At 45.0% G+C, this 24,235-nt stretch carries 19 protein-coding genes and 1 pseudogene; 12 read left to right on the forward strand and 8 right to left on the reverse strand.

The window, feature by feature from the left end; all coding sequences use genetic code 11:
* Genes MKHDV_RS00210 through MKHDV_RS00235 form a run of 6 tightly spaced genes read right to left on the reverse strand, consistent with a single transcriptional unit; the run spans nt 1 to nt 4,934 of the window.
* Nucleotides 1-1,215 (reverse strand): aspartate kinase, encoded by a 1,215-nt coding sequence (locus tag MKHDV_RS00210; protein ID WP_160711053.1) that lies wholly within the window; start codon nt 1,213-1,215, stop codon nt 1-3.
* A 58-nt stretch (nt 1,216-1,273) separates the two neighbouring features.
* Nucleotides 1,274-1,765 carry a tRNA (adenosine(37)-N6)-threonylcarbamoyltransferase complex ATPase subunit type 1 TsaE gene (tsaE, locus tag MKHDV_RS00215; protein ID WP_160711054.1) on the reverse strand — a complete coding sequence of 164 codons (492 nt, stop codon included), beginning with the start codon at nt 1,763-1,765 and terminating at the stop codon, nt 1,274-1,276.
* Between the two features lie 7 nt (nt 1,766-1,772).
* On the reverse strand, nt 1,773-2,240 hold the full coding sequence (locus MKHDV_RS00220; protein WP_160711055.1) for a CBS domain-containing protein: 468 nt from the start codon (nt 2,238-2,240) through the stop codon (nt 1,773-1,775).
* On the reverse strand, nt 2,234-3,784 hold the full coding sequence (locus tag MKHDV_RS00225; RefSeq protein WP_160711056.1) for an NAD(P)H-hydrate dehydratase: 1,551 nt from the start codon (nt 3,782-3,784) through the stop codon (nt 2,234-2,236). Before MKHDV_RS00225 ends, MKHDV_RS00220 begins: the two co-directional genes overlap by 7 nt.
* A gap of 25 nt (nt 3,785-3,809) precedes the next feature.
* The gene (locus MKHDV_RS00230; RefSeq protein ID WP_160711057.1) at nt 3,810-4,184 is read right to left on the reverse strand and encodes a holo-[acyl-carrier-protein] synthase; all 375 of its coding nucleotides are present in this window, start codon (nt 4,182-4,184) and stop codon (nt 3,810-3,812) included.
* A gap of 24 nt (nt 4,185-4,208) precedes the next feature.
* Nucleotides 4,209-4,934, reverse strand: a complete 726-nt coding sequence (locus tag MKHDV_RS00235) for a pyridoxine 5'-phosphate synthase (protein WP_160711059.1) — start codon at nt 4,932-4,934, stop codon at nt 4,209-4,211.
* 390 nt (nt 4,935-5,324) lie between these two features.
* Between MKHDV_RS00235 and MKHDV_RS00240 the strand changes: the two genes are divergently transcribed.
* Nucleotides 5,325-6,659, forward strand: a complete 1,335-nt coding sequence (locus MKHDV_RS00240) for a UDP-glucose/GDP-mannose dehydrogenase family protein (protein ID WP_160711061.1) — start codon at nt 5,325-5,327, stop codon at nt 6,657-6,659.
* A gap of 258 nt (nt 6,660-6,917) precedes the next feature.
* Here MKHDV_RS00240 and MKHDV_RS00245 read toward each other — a convergent pair whose 3' ends face one another.
* The gene (locus MKHDV_RS00245) at nt 6,918-7,145 is read right to left on the reverse strand and encodes a hypothetical protein (protein WP_160711063.1); all 228 of its coding nucleotides are present in this window, start codon (nt 7,143-7,145) and stop codon (nt 6,918-6,920) included.
* A gap of 201 nt (nt 7,146-7,346) precedes the next feature.
* On the opposite strand from MKHDV_RS00245, the gene MKHDV_RS00250 reads away from it, so the two are divergent.
* The 11 genes and pseudogenes from MKHDV_RS00250 to MKHDV_RS00300 all read left to right on the forward strand — a co-directional run bounded on the left by MKHDV_RS00250 (nt 7,347) and on the right by MKHDV_RS00300 (nt 22,110).
* Nucleotides 7,347-7,823 carry a chemotaxis protein CheW gene (locus MKHDV_RS00250; RefSeq protein ID WP_160711065.1) on the forward strand — a complete coding sequence of 159 codons (477 nt, stop codon included), beginning with the start codon at nt 7,347-7,349 and terminating at the stop codon, nt 7,821-7,823.
* A 125-nt stretch (nt 7,824-7,948) separates the two neighbouring features.
* A complete protein-coding gene (gene mfd / locus MKHDV_RS00255; RefSeq protein ID WP_160711067.1) occupies nt 7,949-11,410 on the forward strand; it encodes a transcription-repair coupling factor in 3,462 nt (1,153 codons plus the stop codon).
* Between the two features lie 9 nt (nt 11,411-11,419).
* Complete coding sequence (locus tag MKHDV_RS00260; RefSeq protein WP_160711069.1) at nt 11,420-12,448, forward strand: peptidylprolyl isomerase; 1,029 nt, start codon at nt 11,420-11,422, stop codon at nt 12,446-12,448.
* Nucleotides 12,449-12,624: 176 nt separating this feature from the next.
* Nucleotides 12,625-13,557 (forward strand): peptidyl-prolyl cis-trans isomerase, encoded by a 933-nt coding sequence (locus tag MKHDV_RS00265; protein WP_160711071.1) that lies wholly within the window; start codon nt 12,625-12,627, stop codon nt 13,555-13,557.
* A gap of 55 nt (nt 13,558-13,612) precedes the next feature.
* Nucleotides 13,613-14,506: a RodZ domain-containing protein gene (locus tag MKHDV_RS00270; protein WP_160711073.1), complete on the forward strand. Its 894-nt coding sequence runs from the start codon at nt 13,613-13,615 to the stop codon at nt 14,504-14,506.
* 5 nt (nt 14,507-14,511) lie between these two features.
* Nucleotides 14,512-15,250 (forward strand): annotated as a pseudogene (gene recO / locus MKHDV_RS19115) (DNA repair protein RecO).
* A 68-nt stretch (nt 15,251-15,318) separates the two neighbouring features.
* Nucleotides 15,319-16,200 carry a glycine--tRNA ligase subunit alpha gene (glyQ, locus tag MKHDV_RS00280; RefSeq protein WP_160711075.1) on the forward strand — a complete coding sequence of 294 codons (882 nt, stop codon included), beginning with the start codon at nt 15,319-15,321 and terminating at the stop codon, nt 16,198-16,200.
* 18 nt (nt 16,201-16,218) lie between these two features.
* Nucleotides 16,219-18,309: a glycine--tRNA ligase subunit beta gene (gene glyS, locus MKHDV_RS00285; RefSeq protein ID WP_160711077.1), complete on the forward strand. Its 2,091-nt coding sequence runs from the start codon at nt 16,219-16,221 to the stop codon at nt 18,307-18,309.
* A 143-nt stretch (nt 18,310-18,452) separates the two neighbouring features.
* On the forward strand, nt 18,453-18,719 hold the full coding sequence (rpsT, locus tag MKHDV_RS00290; protein WP_160711079.1) for a 30S ribosomal protein S20: 267 nt from the start codon (nt 18,453-18,455) through the stop codon (nt 18,717-18,719).
* Between the two features lie 537 nt (nt 18,720-19,256).
* Entirely contained in the window at nt 19,257-20,654 is a 1,398-nt protein-coding gene (trkA, locus tag MKHDV_RS00295; RefSeq protein WP_160711081.1) for a Trk system potassium transporter TrkA, read from the forward strand.
* 7 nt (nt 20,655-20,661) lie between these two features.
* Nucleotides 20,662-22,110 (forward strand): TrkH family potassium uptake protein, encoded by a 1,449-nt coding sequence (locus MKHDV_RS00300; RefSeq protein WP_160711083.1) that lies wholly within the window; start codon nt 20,662-20,664, stop codon nt 22,108-22,110.
* A 114-nt stretch (nt 22,111-22,224) separates the two neighbouring features.
* Here the strand turns inward: MKHDV_RS00300 and MKHDV_RS00305 are convergent, their stop codons facing one another.
* Nucleotides 22,225-24,180: a mechanosensitive ion channel family protein gene (locus MKHDV_RS00305; RefSeq protein ID WP_160711085.1), complete on the reverse strand. Its 1,956-nt coding sequence runs from the start codon at nt 24,178-24,180 to the stop codon at nt 22,225-22,227.
* Nucleotides 24,181-24,235 lie beyond the last annotated feature (55 nt).

Below are 24,235 nucleotides of genomic sequence, written 5' to 3' on the forward strand. Positions count from 1 at the left end.
TTATTCTTTGCCGAGCCCGAAGGCATCGTGCAGCGTTCTTACTGCGAGCTCCGTGTACTTCTCCTCGATAAGGCAGGTAATTTTAATTTCTGAGGTGCTAATCATGAGAATGTTAATATTCTCTCTACGCAGAGCATCAAAAGCCTGTGCAGCCACGCCGGAATGGTTACGCATACCAACGCCGATGGCAGACACTTTACAAACATGTAAATCGTGCAGAACTTCTGCCGCATTTGTTTGTTTTTGAATATCAACCATGAGCTCGAGAGTCTTGTCCAGATCACCGCGCGGAACAGTAAATGTCATATCTGTTTTGTTATCACGGCTTGGGTTCTGAACGATCATATCAACAACAACACCGCCCTCTGAAAGCGGACCAAACAAGTTGGAAGCGATACCCGGCACGTCCGGAACATCGCGCAATGTAACGCGCGCCTGATCCTTGTCGTATGCGATACCTGAAACTAAAACGGCTTCCATGCGTGAATCCTCCTGAGTGACTAATGTGCCTGGGGCGTCTGTAAATGTTGAACGAACAAGTACTGGTACTTTGTACTTTTTTGCAAATTCTACAGAACGAATCTGTAAAACTTTAGCGCCCATGGAGGCCATTTCTAGCATTTCATCATAGGAAACGCGGTCCATTTTGCGAGCTGTACTTACGATATTAGGGTCGGTGGTGTATACGCCGTCTACATCGGTGTAAATTTCGCACTCACAGCCAAGTGCTGCGGCAAAAGCTACTGCGGATGTATCAGAACCGCCACGACCAAGTGTTGTTACGCGGGTTTCGTCGGTACAACCTTGGAACCCAGCAACAGCGAGAACATCGTGTTTTTCAAGTAAACCTTGAAGCTTTTCCTGATTTATCCCTAAAATACGGGCGTTTCCGTGTGCACAGTCTGTGCTTACAGGAACCTGAAACCCGAGTAGGGAGCGAGTGTTAGCTCCGGCATCATTCATGAGCATCGAAAATAGTGCTACTGATACCTGTTCTCCAGTGGAGACAAGAACATCAATTTCCGCCGGGTCAGGGGAGGTGGACCATTTTTTTGCTAGTCCTAAAAGCCGGTTGGTTTCTCCTGACATTGCAGAAAGAACAACCACTACTTTAAATCCCTTGGCACGAGCGGCAAGAACTTTATCACGTACTTTTTTCATGCACTCTAAAGTGGCAACGGAAGTTCCGCCGAACTTCTGAACCAGAATACGCATACTGATTCCTTTGTCGTTAGAAAGAGAATGAGAAGGGTAGAACAAGTCTACTAAATAATTATGGTGCTACTTGCATCGAGGTCACAAGTGGTTTTAATGCCTCGATTACACGGGTAGCTCCTGCCCCTTTTACCAAAATGTCAATTTGTCGTCCTTCTTCGCATGGAATCCAACAGAATTGCAACCATTCATTCGGGTATTCCCGCTCTGGAAGGTGCTCCGCCCATTCAACAAGCATGAGGGTCTGCTCTTCATCCAGCAGTTCATAAAACGACTCGTCAACACATCCGCCTGCCAGTCTGTAAAGATCATAGTGAGCGGTTTCGGGAGTGGTTGGGTACAGGTTATATACATTAAAACTTGGGCTGCTTACTTCAGCTTCGTCCCCACCGGGAAGATGCTGAACAAGAGAGCGAACAAGGGTTGTCTTGCCCGAGCCCAGTGTACCTTTAAACAATAAAGTTTGCACAGGATTCGTCGAAACGAGAGCCTGTGCAAGATATTTTCCCAGAAGTTCGGTCTCTTCTGTGTTTTTTACATAAAGAAGCACAGTTTGGTTACTCTTTGGGTTCTTCCTTAGGCAGGAGGGTGCGTAGAATATCTTCTTTTCCGACGATTCCTACCAATTTGCCATTTTTGACAACTGGCAGCGAATGGTAATTACTATCCACCATAAGCGTGGCGATTTCGTCAATAGGCGCTTCTTCTGTCACAGATGTCGGAGCCGGCGTCATTGCCTCTACAACTTTGCTGGCAGATATCTTTCTCATTTCCGCATCCATATCAGCATTGGAACGTAAAGGAATGATGCCGTCCAGTACTGTAAACAGTGAAGGAAGGTTAAGGCGCTTGTGTTGATTGATAAGATCGCTCTGGCAGATAATGCCAATAAGCGTTCCATCAGCTTCTACAACAGGCAGTCCGTTATATCGTTTTTCAACCATTATACGTGCTGCTGTTACAATATCATCATCCGGGGCAATCGTCTGTGGATTCTCTGTCATTAGGTCGTAGGCTGTTAGCATATGTACTTCCTTACGGCTTTTGGCAAAGCATGAGCGATTTCTTGTGGCAGATTTCCCCTGTGTGGGAATTCTTCTTCAAGAAACTCTCCAGCAAGCCCGTGTTCATAGACTCCAAGGCAGGCGGCTTCTCGTGCTGGAACTCCCTGTGCGAGGTGAGTTCCTAGAATTCCGGAAAGAACATCTCCAGATCCGGCAACTGCAAGGGCAGGTGTGCTGAACGGAGAAATAACAGTCGGCTTTCCTTGTTGCGCGACACAGCTTGCTGCTCCTTTCAGAATAACAGCACCTTTGAATGTGTCGTCAAGAAGTCTTGCAGATGTGAGCCTGTCTGCTTGAATTTCACTAATTGTTTTCCATGTTAGTCTTGCCATTTCACCCGGGTGAGGGGTGAGAATGTCACTGTCAGACAGTGAGTGTAAAAGAATTTTATCTTCAGCAAGATGATAGAGAGCATCTGCGTCAAACACTGTTGGCGGTCGACGCAATGCAATCAGTTCTCGTAAAAAATTAGCTGCTTCGTCTGAGCGTCCCATACCGGGACCGATGATAAGACTGTCTGAGTGTTGTATTGCCCGGATAAGTAACTCTGGGACATGGATAGGCCATTCATCAGATGTCCCGATATCAAGAGTTAATATTTCGGGTTGTTCTGCTTTAATTTCCTGTGTCAGTAGTGCGGGTGAAGCAATTGTTGCGTACCCGGCGCCAGAGCGCATGGCTCCTAGTGCAGATAAATGAGGTGCGCCGGTAAGTCCTTTTGAACCACCTATAATAAGCACCTTACCTGCGGAGCCTTTATGCATTGCTTCAGACAGAGGTCTGCGAAAAGCAAGCACGTTGTCTGTCATTCCTACGTGAGAAGCTGGGTGCGTGGTTTGCACCTGTGCAGGGATTCCAATGGGACGTACATGTAAGTTGCCAACCCATTGGTCGGTTTCCGGCATGACCAGTCCGCATTTAGCCGCTTCAAACGTTACCGTGGAATTGGCTCGTACTGCTATAGGATCAACGGTACCTAACGTTCCGTTTAAACCGGACGGGATATCCAAAGCAAGCACGAAAGCTTTTTTGCCCAGCGAATTTATGTGTTCGATGATGCTTGCTTTATCAGAAGACAATGGACCACGAAGCCCTGTGCCGAGTAATCCGTCTATAATAATGTCCGGTTGTTCGGCACGCAACAAGCGTGAAGCATTTTTAGGCGTAAGTAACGCGTGAGGTGTACCAATGTTTCTGGCAAGCTTGAAATGATAGCCAGTTGTTTTGTGATACTCTCGCACAGGTTTTGTATGAAGCAGTAGAACATCGGCACCAAGGTTATGTAGGTGTCTGGCAACAGCAGCAGCATCGCCGCCGTTATTTCCGCTTCCCATAAATGCGAGAACACGTTTGCCTGTTATGGACCCCGTCAGCTCGAGAAGCACATGAAGTGCTTCCCGGCTAGCGTTTTCCATAAGAATTTCTTCACGGATACCGAAAGCAGAAATTGCTTGAGTATCCCAGCTGTTCATTTCCGCCGGTGTCGGCAAGGGAATGTATGCCATTGAGCCTCCGTTAAACGGATGGTGACTATAAGGACTCGAGAATAACAACAGCAGATGCTGTATCTCTGCCATGCGTTAAGCTGACATGGTACCGCGTTGCAGATAAAGCGTCTGCAACCTCTGCTGCTTTGTTATGTAGAACTAGCGTTGGTTTGCCGGAAGGTTCCGATTGTATCTCAATATCCTGAAACTGAATGCCTTGCGTAAAACCTGTTCCAAGCGCTTTTACTGCTGCTTCTTTTGCTGCAAAACGAGCCGCAATGTAGGCTACAGGGTGCTTGGGCAGTGCCGCTTGTTCATTCGGGTGTAGGATTCTCGAAGTGAACCGGTCGCCATGTCGTTCAAACGATTTCTGGATGCGGTCCAGTTCTGTTGTATCAATACCAAGTCCGACAATCACCAAAAGCCCCACAGAATAGAATTGTTATTCAGCAAAAGAGCTGACGATATCGTTCATTTCACGCACAGCGCGATCCATACCTACAAGAACGGCACGGGAAACAATGGAATGACCGATAGAGTATTCAGTGATACCCGGAACATTCGCAAATTCGTACACGTTGGTGTAGTTAAGACCATGGCCAAGGTTAACCTTAAGGCCGAGGCGTTTAGCATACGCTACGCCTTTAATGATCTTGTCGCGTTCGAGCTGCATTTTTTCCGGAGTTTTTGCATCTGCAAAATGACCGGTATGAAGTTCGATGTATTCAGCACCACAAGCGTGAGAAGCATTAATCTGCTTTTCACTTGCTTCGATGAACAGGCTGGATTTAACGCCTGCTGCATGGAATGGTGCTAAGTATTCGCGGAAAAATTCTTCACGTCCTGCGACTACGAGGCCGCCTTCAGTGGTGAGTTCTTCGCGTTTTTCCGGTACAAGACAAATCATGTAAGGATTAATGCGAAGTGCAATCTCATGCATTTCTTCAGTGGCCGCCATTTCAAAATGGAAACGAGTATTCAGACAACGGGATACTAATTCGATATCGCGATCCTGAACATGACGACGGTCTTCACGAAGGTGCATAATGATGCCACGTGCGCCAGCAAGCTCTGCAAAATGTGCAGCAGTTATTGGTTCTGGCTCAACACCGCCACGCTGTTGCCTAAGAGTTGCAACATGATCAACATTAACTACTAAAACGGGCATATCTTCTCCTCATATAAGTAAACCCATATGTATCTAACCACTTTATATAAAGTCTCGAGCAAAGAAAACATAGTTTTGCGGACTCTACAGATTTTATACACTCTTTTACAATAAACTTCATGCATAAAGTGCAATGAATCTACGTGAAAAATTTGTAAGGGCATTGGTTTGACGGCAAGTACGTAATCGACATCGAATTCATTTACAAAAATAAATTCCCATCCGATGGGCGTAGGTACTTGTATTGGAAATTTTTATGTATTTCACAATTCTTTCCTGCACATAATTGACTGTTGAGATACAACTCAGTAAAGAGAGTGTCCATATTTACATGAAATCTGAATTTACATGAAATCTGACATCTCAGCAGGGATGAACTGGAGTTCGTTTATGAACGTTTGTATTGTTGGCACTGGTTACGTTGGTCTTGTAAGCGCAGCATGCTTTGCAGAAATGGGTAATGCCATCACGTGTGTTGATGTAAATCCTGAAGTTGTTAAGATGCTTTCCAATGGCCAGGTTCATATTTGGGAACCTGGTTTGGAAGAACTTGTGCAGCGTAACTATGAAGAAAAGCGACTCACCTTCACAACAAGCCTCCAAGAAGGTATTGAGAAGTGTGATGTTGTATTTATTACCGTTGGTACCCCGTCTAGCGACGACGGTTCATGTGATCTTTGCTATGTTGAGCAGGTTGCACGCCAGATTGGCGCGGTAATGACTTCCCCAAAAGTTATTGTTGATAAATCTACAGTACCTGTGGGTACTGCCGATTTCGTTACTTCCCTTGTACAGGAAGAACTTGATAAGCGCGGAGAATCCATTGGTTTTGCAGTTGTATCTAACCCAGAGTTCTTGAAAGAGGGCGACGCGGTTAGTGACTTTATGAAACCGGATCGTGTTATTGTTGGTACAGACGATGAAAATGCTGCTGCTGTTCTTGGCGAACTGTATGCTCCATTTGCCCGCAGTCGTGAAAAACTGATTGTTATGGGTGTTCGTAGTGCTGAAATGACCAAGTATGCAGCAAATTGCATGCTCGCGACAAAAATTTCTTTCATCAATGAAGTCGCAAATATTTGTGAACGTGTTGGCGCGGATGTTCGTGACGTTCGTACCGGCATTGGTTCCGATCACCGCATCGGGTATGAATTCATCTACCCGGGTGTAGGCTATGGTGGTTCTTGTTTCCCTAAAGACGTTAAAGCGCTGATCCACACTGCACACCAGTACGAGTACACTCCTGAGTTGCTCGAAGCTGTAGATAATGTGAACAAACGTCAGAAAAAACGTATGGCAGAGCGTCTTGTTGAATACTTTGAGCCACAGGGTGGCGTTGAAGGAAAAACATTGGCTCTGTGGGGCATCGCGTTTAAAGCAAACACAGATGACACCCGTGAAGCTGCTTCCTTAGCTATTATCGAAGAGCTTACCGCAAAAGGTATGCGTATTCGTGCTTTTGATCCTGTAGCAGGCGATAAAGTAAAAGAGCGTTTTGCGGATAACGACTTAGTAGAAATCGTAGATGAGCAGTATGCAGCACTTGATGGTGCACAGGCTCTGATGGTTGTTACTGAGTGGCACCAGTTCCGCACACCTGATTTTGATCGCGTGAAGGAACAGCTTACAGCACCTATTTTGTTTGATGGACGCAACCTGTACAATGCCGCAACAATGGCTGAGAAAGGGTTTGCGTACTTCTGCGTAGGTCGTAAAGCAGATTAAAACAAATTCGCACTCTGTTGCTTTTTTGAAAAAATCAGATGTTCACAGATAAGATGTGGTGTTTAATTCTGATTCTTTTCGTGCAATTGTACTTTCTTTATTCGTAAAGCCGTTGATAACGGCTAAAGATTGCACTGCACAAATTTGTTTTAGTTTAGGAAAAGCCCATCACCTATAGCGTGGTGACGATAAAGCCTTAAGAAAAGAAAAACCCTGCCGATGAGGAATCATCGGCAGGGTTTTTCTTAAGGAAAAATCTTATAGTTGAGCAGTAGCGGCACAGCGCCTGCAAGATCTCAATTGAAGTTCCTGTAGAATCAATTTTTCGTATTGCAACGAATCTTGATTATGCACAGGGGTGCCTTCTTTCAGAAAGCGTTCAAGAAATTGTGTTTCTTCCCAGAAATCAAGAAGTTCCTCGTCGCCAAGCGATTTAATCTGCATGGCAAGCGGCGTTTCTTCAGGGAATGGTAAGATGTTCGCCATCAATTTGGTACTCCTCGCGGATAGCGTTACACTCAATTGCTTTTGAGCGAGGTTATATTATCTAACACTCTGTTTTTTTACAACCGCTTTTATGGACGGTGGTATCGTCCTGTAGTTGCTTTGAATTGTGAGAACAGGTATGTGTCGATTTACTAAATTTTTCCCGTAATCGCTGCTCGGGAAAGTAAGGAGTTGTTCTGTATGAATGAGCCTCAGAAGAAGCAGGATGACGAGCTGATGCAACTTGTCACCTTTAGTATAGGTGAAGAGGAATTTGGTGTTGATATTCTTAAAGTACAGGAAATTATCCGTACTATGGAAATCACTAAAGTGCCCAAAGCTCCAGTTTTTGTTGAGGGGGTAATTAACCTTCGAGGAAAAGTGATTCCAATCATTGACCTAAGAAGGCGTTTCGGGCTTAGCTCCAAAGAGCATGACAAACACACCCGAATCATTGTAATCGAAATCAACAACATGATTGTCGGGTTTGTAGTTGATTCCGTGTCAGAAGTTCTGCGAATTCCAGCAGGCACGGTAGAACCGCCTCCGGCTGTTGTTGCAGGTATGGAATCTGAGTACATCAGTGGTGTTGGTAAGCTTCAGGATCGTTTGCTTATTTTGCTTGATCTTGACCGTCTGCTTTCTAACGATGATCTTGACGTGCTCGGACAGATTTAGTTTTTCCTTTGGGTTTTTTCGTCAAAAAAACGAATAACCTCTCTTGAAAAGCAAAAGCCGCCTGCCTTCCTTAGGGCTGGCGGCTTTTTCAGTTTATATATTCAATAATCCGGGAGCAGTGACGAGTGCTGTTTTCTGAAATCGTCAGAAAAATCCAGAATGAGAAAGATGCCGTTGTTCATGTTGCGCGAAGTGGTCCTGCAAGTCAGGCCAGATTAGCGCGCGTTTTACGTGACAGAGGCGAAAATGTGGTAGTGGTCGCACGTGATGCCAAAGAGTTTGCAGAACTGAATGGGCTGTTGCGTCTCTTTACACCGAATTGTTCCCGAGGACCTGCTCCACTGGCAACTCCGCAGTGGGATGATGAGTGGATTACTATTCCTCAGCATCCGGCAGGTACGTATGGTAAATCACGCTGGGCAGCACGAATGGCAAGTCTTTACGGGCTTGGTCTGAAACGCTCTGCACAGGGTGTGTTGCTTTCTATAGACAACTTCCTGCCTGCACTGCCTCCTGAAGATATCTTTTCTCATAATGAGCTTTTACTTGTCGTCAGTGACGAAACAGGTCCTGACCTCATTATCGAACAGGCCGTAGAATGGGGATACACACGTGTCCCGCTGGTAACTCAGCCGGGTGAAATTGCGTTGCGTGGTGATATTCTGGACATTTTTTGTCCCGGTTTCACGCTTCCTATTCGCATGGAATTTTTTGGCGATATTCTTGAAGAAATTCGACTTTTCGAACCTACCTCCCAGCGTTCCCGCGGGAATATCCAAGAGCTTGTTTTACTGCCGGCTGCTCCTGTTGTTCTCAATGACTCCAATGTTGCGCAAGCTTCTGTTTGGTGGAAGCAATTAGAAGCAGACGGTACGTTGGCTAATGGTCAATCCTCTGCCCTGCAACATGCTGCTGAAAATGGTGACTACACATTTCTTCCGGGTTGCTTCTACAAGAACGCAAGTTTTCTCGAAAGCTGGCTTCCAAAGGACGCTGTTTATGTTCTACCTTCAGAAGGTGGGCTAAGTGAGGCGCTGGAAGAGTCAGAACGCTCATGGGTGTCATTTCTTGATGAGCAGGCAGAAGAATATGGAGTGCGTCAGCCTGTAGGTAACGTACTTCGTTCCGCTGATCTTGCCGGAACCGTGTGGCACAAGTCTCGGCGAGCCCATTTTGAAGAATTGAAAATGGGGATAGAGATACAAGGCTCCTCATTACAGGAACGCAGTTATGGTGCGTTCCAGGATATTTTTCAAAAGCCGGAAGATGCAGAACGACCTTGGCATACGTTAGTAGCCCGCCTGCGTGAGTGGATGAAAGAGAAGCGACAGGTTGTGCTGAGCTTTGCCACAGATCGTAGTCGAACAAAATTTTTAACGCTTGCAGAACAAGACGGTCTGATGCCGCATATGTGCTACGACCCGAGAGAACGGGGACTGTTTGCACTGGTATCTTCTTTCAGGCGCGGTATTGATCTAGAGTGGGATAATATTCTTCTGCTCGGTGAAGATGTATTGCAGCCAAAAGTGGAGCGTCAGGCTCGTGCTCGTTCCGGTGCGTTTTCCGGTCTTAAAGACTACGACGACCTGAAGGTCGGCGCACATCTTGTTCATAGAGATTATGGTATTGCTACCTTCGGAGGACTTCTTCGTCTTGATTTAGGGGATGTGTCGAACGACTTTTTACTCCTGAAATACGCTGGTGAAGATAAACTTTATCTCCCTGTAGATAGATTGTCTCTAATTCAGCTCTTTAAAGGGCCGGATGGAGCATCACCGGCTTTAGATAAGCTTGGCGGTGCTGGATGGCAGGCAAGCAAGTCTAAAGCGCGAAAAGCCATTGAGAAAATTGCTCATGACATCATGGAAATGTATGCATGGCGCAGGCTTGCAAAAGGCTTTACCTATGGGCCTGTGGATGAGCTGTATCGAGAGTTTGAAGCTTCTTTCGGGTTTGAAGAAACACCGGATCAAGCCAGAGCCATTCAGGATGTTCTGGATGATATGCAAAAGCCGGAACCAATGGACAGACTTGTTTGTGGTGACGTTGGGTTCGGTAAAACTGAAGTTGCAATACGTGCTGCATTCCGTGCTGCATGCGAAGGCAAACAGGTTGCTTTGCTTTGTCCAACAACCGTTCTTGCAGAACAGCACTATCAGACATTTAAAAGTCGCCTTTCCCGATTCCCTGTGCATATTGGCTTATTAAGCCGCTTTGTCACCCGTACCCGTCAGAAAGAAGTTCTTTCTGCTGCGGCACGCGGTCAGGTAGATATTTTGATAGGCACACATCGTTTGTTATCAGATGATGTTGATTTGCCGAACTTGAGTTTGCTTGTTCTGGATGAAGAGCAACGTTTTGGTGTTCGCCATAAAGAGAAACTTAAGAAACTGAAACGTAATGTAGATGTACTAACTCTTACAGCGACACCTATTCCGCGAACACTTCAGCTTTCCATGTCCGGTGTGCGAGAACTTTCTGTTATTGAAACAGCACCGGTCGGGCGTAAGCCGGTTCAAACGGCTCTTATTGAGCGAGAAGCTCCGGAACTGAAAAGAGTGCTTGAGCGGGAAATCGCTCGAGAAGGTCAAGTCTTCTGGGTATACAATCGCGTAGAAGGCTTGGAACGTGTTGCCGAATATGTGCGGGAACTGGTTCCTAATGCCCGTATTGGAATGGCACATGGCAGGATGTCTGAAAAGAACCTTGAAGAAGCCATGCACCAATTCTGGCATGGTGAACTTGATGTTCTGGTATGTACTTCAATCGTTGAATCCGGCCTTGATTTTCCTCGGGCGAATACGCTTATTGTCGATCAGGCTCAAATGTTCGGACTCGGACAGCTTTATCAGTTGCGTGGACGAGTAGGACGTTCAGACAGGCAGGCATATGCGGTGTTTGTCGTCAATAATTTGGATAAATTGCCAACTCCTGCACGAAAACGATTACGTATCATTCTGGAGTTGGATTACCTTGGTGCCGGTTTCAGAGTTGCCATGGAAGATTTGCGTCTTCGTGGTGCTGGTAATATTTTGGGTGAGGCACAATCTGGTCAGATGGCTAAGGTTGGTCTGGATATGTACCTTGAAATGCTCGAAACGGAAGTAAAGCGCCTGAAGGGTGAAAAAGAAAGTGTTGTGGTTGAGACAGAAATTAATCTTGGCATAAACGCTCATATTCCAGAATCATATATTCCGGATGGCAGGGAGCGCTTGAAGTTCTATAAAGCTCTCTCTTCTGCGACTGACGCTGTCCACATGCAGGACGTTGAACTTGAAATACGCGACCGTTTCGGAGCGTTGCCGCCGGAGCTTGTGAGCTTCCTTGGCGTACTTGAGTTTAAACGCTTCCTTATGTCTATTCAGGTAGAGCGGGCAGATATTTTACGAGATAAAGTACGTCTTACATGGTCAGAGAATGCAGACGTTATTTCGCCTGCACTGCTTGTAGGGTGGGTAAACGATAATATAGACAGAGCAAAACTGACTCCGCCTGCAACGCTTGAGCTGCGCTTGAAAGGAGATGATGATTTGCGTACACGTCTAGCTAAGTTGAAAAAAGAACTTGAACCTCTTGTAACTGCATAAAGGTAACGAATGCGCCGACTCATATTATTGCTGACTCTCTTATTAGCTATTGCTGGTTGTACGCAGCACCCTGAAGAGAAAGGGATTGTGGCACGGGTGAATGGTAAGCCAATCTACTTGAAAGAGTTGGAAGCTCGCTATGACCTGAATAATCTTGGCTGGGTTTCTGGAGTTGTTCCGTCTGTTGAAGCTATGAGTGCAGAATACGGGAACGTTCTTTCGGAGCTTATAGTTTATAAGCTTGTGGGCTTTGCTTTAGAAAAAGAAGGTCTGAGTGTTTCCTCGGAAGATGTGCAAAAAGAAGAAGCATCTATCAGGGCGGATTACCCAGACGGCCTTTTTGAGAGAACGTTAACTGAAGAGTACATTGATATTGCTGTATGGCGATTGTTTTTAAAACGTCATTTGGAAATGAAATTGTTTTTTAATGATGTATTACGCCCGACAGTCTCTCTGACATATCAGGAAGCTGAAGGGTACTACAAAGATAATTTGTCAGAATTCTATATTCCAGAACGGGTACATGTATTGCTCGTGCGCGGTAATGATAGAACAAGCGTACAGCGGTCTTCTCTTTTATTAGAAAAAGCTGAAGATTGGAAAGTAGCAGCTAAGACATTGCCGGAAGAAATTACAGTGCGTGAACTAAAACTGAAAAAAGACCGTTTGCCAGTTCAGTGGGCTTCTACTTTGCAGCAGCTTCGTCCTAAAAGCAGTAGCAATATTTCCACGACTGCATACGGTTTTGAACAGTTAGTGTCACTTGCTGTTATTCCGGAGAAATTACTTGGACCGTCTCAGGCATATTCAGTCATTGAACGTATCTTGATTGACCAAAAAATGAATGAAGCATTTAGTGATTGGTTGGAAGGTCAGCTTGCTTCAGCTGATATTAAAGTCACTCCACTTTTATCAAAAAAGCTGGGTGGGAAAAATAACCAGAATGCTCATTCTAACTCTTCGCAAAAACAGGAAGAAGTTCAGGAAGAGCCAGACAGAGAACCTGAGTCTGAGGTTGGTAAAAGTTCCGACCCATAATGTTGAAATGAAATACAAAATTATTTTAGATAGTTTTAGTTTGAATTAGAGGGTCTGATTTTTCTCATTATTGCATAATTGCTTAAAAGGTAATACAGACCCAATGAGTAAGAACTCGCGCACCATGAGGGGAGCTGTGGTGTGTGAATGTTTATCACCTATATCGGGAGAATAGTATGGCCTCCAGATTTTTAATTGCGCTGGCAGCTGTTGTTATGTTTGCTGCACCTGTTTATGCTGAGCAGTTGGTTAATAAGATTGCGGCGGTTGTGAACGGTGACATTGTAACGTTATATGATTTGAAACAACTGGCAATTCCGGAACTGAAAAAAGCCGGAGTGCTCGGTCCTAAATACGCTGACAGCCCGAAAGTAAAATCTATTCTGAGCGACGTTCTTGATAACGTAGTGTCAGAAAAACTTTTTTTACAGGATGCAGAGCGTCGCGGTATTACCGTGAAAGAGGCCGAAATTGAAAACGAGTTGCGCAAAATTGCGCAGCAGCGCGGCATGACTCTCGAGAAGGCTAAAGAGCAGATCTTAAGCGAAGGTCTTACTATTGAATCTGTGAAAGAGCGAGTAAGAGCATCTATTATTCGCCAGCGTCTCCTTGGACTTATGGTAGGACGTAAAGTCGTTATCACTAAAGAAGAGGTTCAACGTTTTTACGATGAACATAAATCTGAATTTGCAGCAGACGGAAAAGTGGAAGTAAGCTTGCTTGTTTTTGCACCGACAGCTGATATTAAAGACGTTCACAGTGAGCTTTCTGCTGGTAAGATTTCATTCGAAGAAGCAGTTCAAAAATATTCTGTTGGTCCAGGCAAAGAGCAAGGTGGTTACCTTGGCGAGCTTGGTGTTAAAGATGTATCACCACAGATGATGGCTGTTGTTCAAGATATGAAGAATGGTTCTGTTTCTGATGTTTTGTCTCTTGGGTCTTCAAAGGCACTTATTAAATTGCACAGTAAGACCAAAGGTTCGCTGCGTTCGCTTGAAGAAGTAGCGCAGGAAATTGAAGCTAAGCTGAGAGCGCCTCGCCTTGAAGCAAGCTTTAAAGACTACGCTGAAAAACTGCGTAACAATGCCGTCGTAGACGTTCGGCTGTAAGTGGAGGTACAGATGTCTGAAATGCTGGAGCTCGGAACCCTGTTGCGTGAGGAACGTGAAAAAAAAAGGTTTATCTCTTGAGGAACTTTCTGAACGCATAAAATTGGCACCGCGCACGCTTGCATTTATAGAATCAGGTACTAAATCAGAACTGCCCCATGCAGTGTATGTGAAAGGATTTGTTAAGAGCTACGCAATGATTTTGGGACTTGATCCTGAAGAGCTTGGTGCAATAGTTGATGTTGCATACAGAGATGAGCTTGAAGAAGATATGGCAGAGCCTGTGTTAGCTCGTAGAGATAAGAAAGGATGCCCTGTTAAGCTCATCATCATTGTCGTGATTATTGCTGGCCTCGTTGCGGCGGGCTACTTCTATATGCAGTCTGGTACTGCCACGCTTGGTAATGAAGAAGCAACAGTAGAAGTACCTGTTCAACAGCCCCCTGCACAGCAGGAACAGGCTGAACAACCAGTAGGGCAGAATGCTGCTGAGGTTGTTGTGATTGAGCCAGCAGCTCCTTCCGTTCAAGTGGAAGAAGTTAGTCCGGAAGCAAATAGTAAAGCGACTAAGGAAACTGAAGTCGCTCCGGAGCCAGTAGTTGTTAACGAAACACCGGCCCTTGTTGTTGTAGCTCCTTCTGATGTCGTAGCACAAAAGGCAGAAGAAAAAGCTGCAGTAACAGAGCAGGCAAATAAAAAAGCAGATGTTGCAATGCGTTCTCTACGTGTTGAAGCAACTGCGGACTGCTGGGTTGAAGCAACCGGTGATGGATTTACCCGTAAAGAGTTTTTGCTTCGTAACGGACAGGGGTACACTGTTACCTTCCCGAATAATCTGTCTTTACGCTTAGGAAACTCTGGCGGAATTTCACTGACACTTGATGGTGCTCCATACTATTTCAATGGTGCGGACGGTAAGGTGCGTACAGTACATATTGCCGCTTCATAGTTCTGATGGAATTTACCGAAAAAGTTATCATCCTCCGTATCGGAAGATTTAAAGAAGCGGACCTTTGGGTCCGCTTTTTGTCTCCAACGCGAGGAATAATGAACGCGTTTGCTTTTGGCGGGTGCCGAAGCAGAAGGCGTTTTTGTGGTTGTTTGGACCACTTGAACCGCGTGCTGTTTCGGGTAAAAGGCAGCAAGCTTGCGACCTACTTTTCGCTTGAAGAGGGAACCTTAATGGATTCCCCGGAGAATCTTCGTGTCAGTCACGAAAGACTTGGGCTCGCAGTAAACTGTCAAAAATTTTTAGAAGCAATGGGTATATCTTTTGAAGGTGCACCTGCTGCGTATAGCCTTTTTTCCGAAATGCTGGTGTTATTGAATGAAGCAGAAGCGTTGGATAAGCTTTGGCCTATTTTTTTTTCGTGCTCGTTTTGCATTCGATCAAGGCTACAGTCCAGAGCTAAACATCTGTCAAATTTGTGCTAACGACTTGAAATATCCAGTGTTTCATGTTCAAGAAGGCGTGCTTACATGTGCGGCTTGTGCTCAGTCGCAAGGGCCAAGGTTCAGATTAAGTAAGGAATCTCTTGACGCTTTGCGATTTGTACAGGAAAATTCTCCGCTTCGTTGGTCAGAGCTGAATCTTTCTATGAGGGCGCGTAAAGAGCTTTCAAGAGCTATTGACGGCTTTATCCAATATCATATAGGTCTTTCTTGGGAAAACGGAATGTTTAGACGCGTTTAGCGCTACATACAGTTACCACAACAACTCGGCATAGGCCGTGTAGAGAATATAGTATTCAGGGGAAAAACATGAACTTCCAAGACGTTATCCTCACCCTGCAGGACTTTTGGTCCAAACAGGGCTGTGTATTGCAGCAGCCGTTCGACATCGAGTGTGGTGCCGGCACGTTTAACCCCGCAACTTTTTTGCGTGTTATCGGTCCGGAACCATGGAAGGCTGCATATGTAGAACCTTCCCGTCGCCCTACAGATGGTCGTTACGGTGAAAACCCGAACCGTTTGCAGCATTACTTCCAGTTTCAGGCTGTTTTAAAGCCTTCTCCTGATAATATTCAGGAAATGTATCTCGACAGCTTGCGTGCTATTGGTATTGATCCGTCAGCGCACGACATTCGCTTTGTTGAAGATGACTGGGAATCTCCAACCCTTGGCGCTTGGGGACTGGGCTGGGAAGTTTGGTTGAATGGTATGGAAGTAACTCAGTTTACATACTTCCAGCAGGTTGGCGGTATAGACCTGCATCCTACCAGCGTAGAAATTACCTATGGTCTTGAACGTATTTGCATGTACTTGCAGGAAAAAGAGTCAGTGTACGACCTTATGTACAACGACACTGTGACATACGGTCAGGTGTACCATCAGAACGAAGTGGAAATGTCGAAGTACAACTTCGAGCACAGTGATCCAAAGATGCTTCTTGAGCTGTTCAATATGTTTGAAAAAGAATGCAAGCAGCTTTGTGAAACTGGCCTTCCGCTTCCAGCCTACGATTACTGTTTGAAGTGTTCTCATACCTTCAACATGCTTGATGCGCGCGGTGCGATTTCCATTACGGAACGTACTGGCTACATTGGCCGTGTGCGCGTTCTTGCTTCTGCTGTTGCTCGTTTGTATGCACAGCAGCGTGAAGAGCTTGGTTACCCGTTAATGCCTGCAAAAAACAACGATTAGTCCATAGGAAGAATTGAGATGTCCTTATTTATTTTGGAAATCGGCACCGAAGAGCTTCCCGCCCGTTTTCAAAAGGGGTTGGAAAAAGATTTAATTACCCGCCTTTCTAACTTTCTCAAAGAATCCAATGTGGAATTTGATAAGGTAGAATCGCATGTAACCCCTCGTCGTGCTGCTGTAATGATCTATGACATTGCAGGAGTTCAGAAAGAAAGCGAAGAAGTTATCCCGGGTCCTCCTGTTCGTATTGCATATGATGCAGACGGCAACCCGACTAAAGCCGCCGCTGGTTTTGCAAAAACGCAGGGTGTTGACCTTGCTGATGCATTCCGTCTTGAGACTGACAAAGGTGAATACCTTGCAGTTCGCAAAAAGATGGGTGGCGCAAAGACTGCAGACCTGCTCGCAACATTTTGTCCAACTTTGATCGCACAGCTTCCTTTTGCAAAAAAAATGAAGTGGGGCGAACAGGAGTTCACCTTTGCACGTCCAGTTCGCTGGGTGCTTGCAATGCTCGACGATGCTGTTGTTCCGTTTGAAGTTGCAGAATTGAATTCCGGCAGAGAAACATACGGTCACCGTGTGCATGCTGCCGGTCCGTTTGCGATTGCAAACGCTGCTGACTACTACTCAACCATCGAAGAAAAATGTGCCGTTGTTCTTTCTGCAGAAAAACGTCGCGCTAAAATTATTGAAGAAGGTAATGTGCTTGCTGAGAAAGCAGGCGGACGCATTATCTGGAAAGACAGCCTTCTTGACGAAGTTCAGGGTCTTGTCGAACATCCTATTGCCTGTCTTGGTGATTTTGATGCTTCGTTCCTTGAGCTTCCACGTCAGGCATTGCTTACCAGCATGCAGAGTCACCAGAAAAGCTTTGGTGTAGAAGATGCTGAAGGCAATTTGCTTCCTCACTTCCTTACTGTACTGAACACTACTCCAAACGAAATGGAAGTTGTTAAAGTAGGGTGGGAACGTGTGTTGCGTGCTCGTCTTGAAGATGGTCGCTTCTTCTGGAATACTGACCTCAAGGCTGATGTTGATACTTGGCTTGCAAAGCTCGATAATGTTATCTTCCTTGCTCCACTTGGTAGCATGGGTAACAAAACTCGTCGTATCTCCGGCCTGTGTGCTGATCTTGCAACTAAAGTTGCTCCAGAGATTACAGCTGATGCAGAACGCGCAGGCCGCATCTGTAAAGCTGACCTTGTTGCTGAGATGGTTGGCGAATTCGACAGCCTTCAGGGCATTATGGGTGGTATTTACGCAGCGCGTAAAGGTGAGTCCGATGTGGTTGCGAAAGCGATTGCAGAACAGTACCTGCCAGCAGGTCCTGACTCTCCGGTACCATCTACTATGGGTGGCGCTCTGGTTTCCATGGCAGACAAAGCAGATACCCTTGCAGGTTGCTTTGGTCTTGGCATGATTCCAACCGGCGCTGCTGATCCATACGCATTACGTCGTTGCTGTCTTGGTATTGCACGTATTATTATTGAAAAACATCTTCGTATTTCTGCTGCTGAGCTTTTTGCCAGTGCACAGAACCGTTACGAAGGTGTTACTTGGAAGCTGGATGAGCAGGAAGCTCTTACCAAGCTGAATGAGTTCTTTGCTCAGCGTCTTAAGAACTACTTTACCAGCAAGGGTTATGAAACCCTGTTGGTTGAAGCTGTACTTGGTGCAGATTCTGACGACGTTTGGGCAGCTGACGCCCGTTTAAAAGCTCTTTCTGCGTACAGCAAAGGTGAAGGTTTCAACCAGGCTGTACTTACCTTTAAACGTGCTGCAAACATTATTCGTAAGCAGGGTAGCGAAGCTGGCGTAGAGCTCAGTGGCGCATACGATGCTACGTTATTTGAAAATGATGCAGAGAAAGCTTTTGCTAAAGCACTCGAGGACGTAGCTCCTAAGTTTGCTCAGCTCTGGGCTGAAGAAGATTTCGATGCTCTTTTCGCGTTGCTCGCAGAACTCCGTCCTGCAGTTGACGCATTCTTTGATAATGTAATGGTTATGTGCGACGACCAAAAGGTGCGCGCAAACCGGTTGAACTTGCTGAGTGCTCTTGTACAACAGCTTGGCCGCTTGGCTGATTTCTCAGCATTACAGATGTAGAGTTGTTTTTTTACTGGGATACGTTGATAAAAAAGGGTAATTAGTTGACACCGCGTAGCGATGCGCGTAATGAGCTATTTCCCGTGTTCCAGTAAGGTCTTTATTTTGAATCTTACTACCATATAGTTTTGGAGGAAATTACCTTGGCTAACCATAAATCTGCCATCAAGAGACATCGTCAGTCCCTTAAACGTGCTGCACTTAACCGTGCTATGAAAACTCGCGTACGTAACGTTGTTAAAGACGTTCGCGCTGCAGTTGTTGAAGAAGATATGACGAAAGCTCAGGAAGCTCTCCGCGTAGCTAACGGTATCCTGGATAAAGCTGCCACTAAAGGCGTTATCCACTGGAAAACCGCAGGCCGCAGGATCTCCCGTCTGAGCAAGGCTGTTGCTGGCATTAAAGCCTAGCCTGTCCTGCTTGACATTTCAAAAAAAGCCCGCTTTTTAGCGGGCTTTTTTTCTTTCAAATGTTTCTATTACTTTGCTTGGTTGATGTTGTATCTTGAATCTGGTAACTTTTCGTAATGAACCAGATTTCTTCATGTAAAGAGTGTTGATGTAATTGTGGCACTACTGGCAACGTCATTTTTACAGGTTGATGCAACTTCGTTCAGTTTACTGCGCTTGAGAAGGCTAGGGGGAAGCATACATTTATGTATGTAGGATTTGTTTTTTGAGACTAGTCCAGCCGTAGGCAAGCCTTCAAGTCTTATGGTAAATAGCCTAAGACGCGTTGTTCTGTGTGATTTGTACTTAATCTGAATTTGTTACGTCTGTTTCGATGCAGTTCAGTGGTAGATGTGATGTACATCTTTTATTGTGCTGTTGAGAATTCAATTAGCTGTGAGACATATTTTAGTGACAGGTATTTTTACGTGTGGTCACTGAATTGGGGCATGTGCCCCTAACTTTTTATGTCTCACGTTTTTGGGAGTTACTCTCTATATGCGTTTATTCCATCGGGAACCTAAGGTTGACCAGCTTAAAGTTGTTGTCGTCGGAGCTGGTGAAGTTGGTTATCATATTTCACACAGACTTGCTCAAGAACATAAACAAGTTGTTGTGATCGATCAGGATGAAAGTGCACTCAGAAGAATCTCAGAGGTTCTGGATGTGCAAACCATTCTTGGTTCTGGTTCCAGTCCAGAAGTTCTTAAAAATGCTGGTGCTGAAGATGCTGATATTTTTTTAGCAGTAACAGACAGCGATGAAGTCAATATTATCGCATGCTTATTTGCGAATATTATTGCTCCTAATGCAAAGAAACTCGCACGTATTCGTAACGAAGAATACGGCGAATACAGTAAAGAACTTTCAGAAAATCTCCTCAATATTTCTGCTATCATCAACCCCGAGGTTGAAGTGATTAAGAGTATTGATCGGTTGTTATCTATGCCGGGTGCCGTGGACTATAACGAGTTCGCTGGTGGTAAGATTAAACTGATCGGTGTTCGAATGGGACATGGTCCTTTGCTGGATCAAGCGCTTGTAAATTTTAGAAGCGTAGTTCCAGATATCAACGTAATTATCGCTGCGATTGTACGCGATGATGCGCTCATTATTCCGGGTGGTAGTGATACTCTTCAACAAGACGATATTGTTTACTTCGTATGTAAAGATACAAGTATTGAATCTGTGCGCAAGGCGTGCGGACGAAGTCTTGATCCGATAAAAAATGCATTCATTATCGGCGGTGGTAATATTGGTTTCCGACTTGCTTCATTGTTTGAGCAAAAGGGAATCCATACCAAAATTGTGGATTCGAATCCCGCCCGTTGTAGTGTTCTGGCTGAAAAACTTGATGCCCCGCTCGTTCTTTGTGGCGACGGTACTGATCAGGAATTTTTGCAGGAAGAGAACATTGCCGAAATGGATGTAGTTATTTCTCTTACATCAGACGAAGAAACTAATATTCTCACTTCTCTGCTTGCCAAGAACCTTGGCGTAAAGAAAACCGTTACCCGTGTGAACAAGCTTGCGTACCAGCCACTTATTAAAGCTGTTGGTATTGATCACTCTGTTTCACCGCGTCTTTCTGCTGTTAACTCTATTTTGCAGTACGTACGACAGGGCAAAGTGCTTTCTTCCGTTTCAATTAGTGGTGAAGGTGCTGAAGCTCTTGAAGCCATTGCTGAAAATAATTCCGAAATTGTCGGCAAACCGATTAAAGACCTTCCGTTTCCTAAAGGGACGCTGGTTATCGGTATCTTGCGTGACACAGAAGTCATTATTCCAAGCGGCGACAGCGTCATTCATCCTGATGACCGCATTATTATTCTGACTACTCCGGAAAACGTTGCACGAGTCGAGCAGGCTCTACTTGTAACGTTACAGTCCGTGTAGGTACCGTATGCGAGTTAAGTACTGCCTTTACATTATCGGAGCATTGCTCGGGGCTGTTGGCCTCACCATGTTCTTTCCTATTGGTTGGGCGTTATATTATCAGGATGAAGGTTTGGTTCCGTTACTGCTTTCCACAGTGGTCACACTTTGGAGTGGGGCCGCACTATTTCTGATGTTTCGTCCAAAGCAAAAGCTCGTGATGAACCACAGGGAAGGGATGGCGATTGTAGCCATAGGCTGGCTTGCTGCTGGTCTTGCAGGCGCGTTGCCATTCTACTTCGGGGCAGTCTTCCCAACATGGACAGATTGCGTCTTTGAATCTATTTCCGGCTTCACAACTACTGGCTCCAGTGTAATGACGGATATTGAATCTGTCGCGAAAAGCTTGCTCATGTGGCGTAGCTTAACGCACTGGCTCGGTGGTATGGGTATTATTGTACTTTCCCTTGCCATCCTGCCATTTCTTGGCGTTGGTGGTATGCAGTTGTATAAAGCGGAAGTTCCGGGACCAGTTCCTGATAAGCTTAAACCGCGCATTAAAGATACAGCAGCAGCATTGTGGAAAGTATATGTGTATTTTTCCATATTGCTTTGTGTGTTGCTTATGTTCGGTGGTATGAACCTGTTTGATGCCATTTGTCATACCTTCGGTACAATGGCTACAGGCGGCTTCTCCACTAAGAATACATCTGCGGGATATTACAATAGTGCGTATATTGACTGGGTAATTACCATCTTTATGCTCATTGCGGGAGCTAACTTCTCTCTGCACTTTAGAGCGCTGGCAGGCGACTTTAAATGCTTTTGGAAGGACTCTGAGTTCAGATTCTACATCGCAATTATCGTTGTGTTTACAGCAATAATCACCATTACAGTTTACGGGTCAAATTACGACTCATTCGCTGCTTCTTTACAGTATGCGGCGTTTCAAGTTGTTTCAATTTGTACGACGACTGGGTTTGCTACAGCAGACTATGAACTGTGGGCACCACTCGCTCAGGCGTTACTGCTGTTCCTTATGTTTTTAGGCGGCTGTGCCGGTTCTACTGGTGGTGGCATGAAATGTATGCGTATCCAGCTGCTGCTCAAGCAGGGGTATCATGAGCTGTTCAGACTTGTTCACCCCCGTGCTGTTAAGCATATTAAACTTGGCGGACGAACTGTTCAGGCAAGTGTTATGTCCGGTGTGTTGGGCTTTTTTGTTATTTATTTGGCAGTGTTTGTTATTTCCGGATTTTTACTTTCTGCAACCGGACTGGATGTTCTTACATCTTTTGCCGCAGTTGTTGCTTGTATCGGCAACATTGGCCCTGGGCTTGGCTCCGTTGGTCCTGCAGAGAACTTTGCTCATCTACCAGCGTTTGCAAAATGGGTATTAACTCTTTGTATGCTGCTAGGGCGTTTGGAAATTTACACGGTATTTATTCTGTTTGTTCCTGAGTTCTGGAAGAAATAAAAATGAAGCCTGAGGAATTATTCCTCAGGCTTTTTTTTGTTTTTTAGTCTCTCTATAAATAAAAATGAGTGTTTGATGTATGTTTTCTGTGTCAAAATTTGATGCAGAGGTTTGCTATCTCCTCATGACTTTAATGCTTTTTTCTTCCTTCTCTTTCTCATCTAATTTTTCTTTTTCTACTGTCTCTTCTTCAATTTTGTCTTCAAGCGGCAAGCCTGCAAAATCTTCTTCGTTGGTTGGTGGGTATTTCATTCTGTCGACGAGCTCATCGTACCGTTCCTCTGATGTGTCTGGATACGGATACTCGCTATCAGAATACTTCATCCCCCTGTCTACAGTGTCTGACGGAGCTATGTCTTTTTTATCCCGTGCAAGATAAACCGTCTGTGAAGGGTAGGCAAAGTCGGTACCGGCATTGTGTATTATGTCGCTTATCCTGAAAAGAAGATCCTGCCGAACATCGAGATAATCTTCCCATTCCAATTCGCCGTTAATGAATGTGTATACTCGTATAATTTGTGCGTATTCGTTGTATGAATCAAATTTTACGCGATGTAGATATTCAGAAAGCACTTTCGGATGTGCAATGAGCATTTCTCGAACTTGAGCTAATATCCAGCGCAGTTGTTTACCGGTGGTTTCTTTTCGTAAGTGGAGATACTCGCTGAAGCGGTAGAGATCTCTAAGTGAAATATTTACAAGCTGCATTTGTGAGAATACGGCGTTTGGGATTGATATCACTGTGCGGTCACCGGCACGTATGCGCGTTGAGCGTAAGCCAATATGCAGGACTTTCCCCCACTGATCTTCAAAGGCGCAGTACTCACCAATACGAACCGGTCGGTCGGCAAAAAGAGTTAGCCCGCCAATGATGTTTTCGATTGTAGGTTTGGCAGCAAGTGATACCGCAAGACCAATGACGCCCAAGCCCGTTACAATAGGAATAAGTGGCAAGCCAAGGTTTGATCCACCGTAGAATAAAATGCATATGGCGAGAAATATACTGCTCAAATAGGCCACAGTCCTAATGAGACTTGCATCAATAGATTGCGGATTAACATTTGGGTTTGCAATAAAGATGTTTGCGGCAAGGCTTGCTCCGACGATGATTGCCCATGCTGCACTGAGCCATTTTATGACGTCTAACATCCCTGTAGTATAATGTAGAGTTGTACCGGAAAGGTTAACAACTTCTTCAAGGAAGAACATGAGCAGGTAGGCCAGCCCTGTAAGCATAAGTGGAAGCGTTAATTTATAAAAGTCAGAGCGAATAGGGTGTTCTGGATCAATTCTGCGACTGCATACCCTGTAAACAATCCCAACGAATGAAACTAAAAATATGAAAGATAAAATCAGCATCATCCATTGAAAAATGGTTTCCCCGCAATAAACTTCTGCAGACATCCATGCTGGTATGTAATGAAACCATTTTGGTGGAAGCAAACTACCCGGTGTTGATATGTAGAATTGAAAGAAATCTTCAGTGTCGTGTGTTTTGTATGGAAGGCGTTTTGCCATTTCATATAAAATAGGAATCTTGGAAACAGTTTCCGCACTGAACAAGTATTCACCATTACGAAATCCGTTGGTGATAAGCATCATTTCAATTGGTGTATTAGGGATACGCCAGAATGGGATGTTTTTTGCACCAAAATTATTTTCTGCTGGCACCATGCCGAGATCAGGAAGATTAATTCTGTCTAGAATCTCTTTCAGTTGAATTACAACTTCTTTTGAGTATTCGTCCCTATAAACGCTGGGAACCTTAGAGAGATCTAAGCATTCGATTGCTTTTTGGAAATACAGATTAGCTTCTTCCTGTAGCTTAAGAATTTCAGGTGAGTGCGTGAAGATGTTTTCTGATTTCATATCAAGCACGAAAGCTTTCTGAAGGACTGCAAAAGCCCTTGTCATATTCGTAAGGTAGCTGTGTAGCGTTGCCTGAGGGCTAAACGTATTTGGTGGCGTTAACGGGTTATCCATCATTTTGCTGGCACTACATGGAGACGCGATAGCTAGCGAAAGAGTGAAGATGCAAGATAAGAATATTCGACAAAATTTTAAGGTCATTGATCGCCCCCTCATGCTGGTAGTCAAAGATAACACTCTTAAGGGTAGCTAAGTG

Source organism: Halodesulfovibrio sp. MK-HDV, from assembly GCF_009914765.1.
Taxonomy (GTDB): Bacteria; Desulfobacterota; Desulfovibrionia; order Desulfovibrionales; family Desulfovibrionaceae; genus Halodesulfovibrio.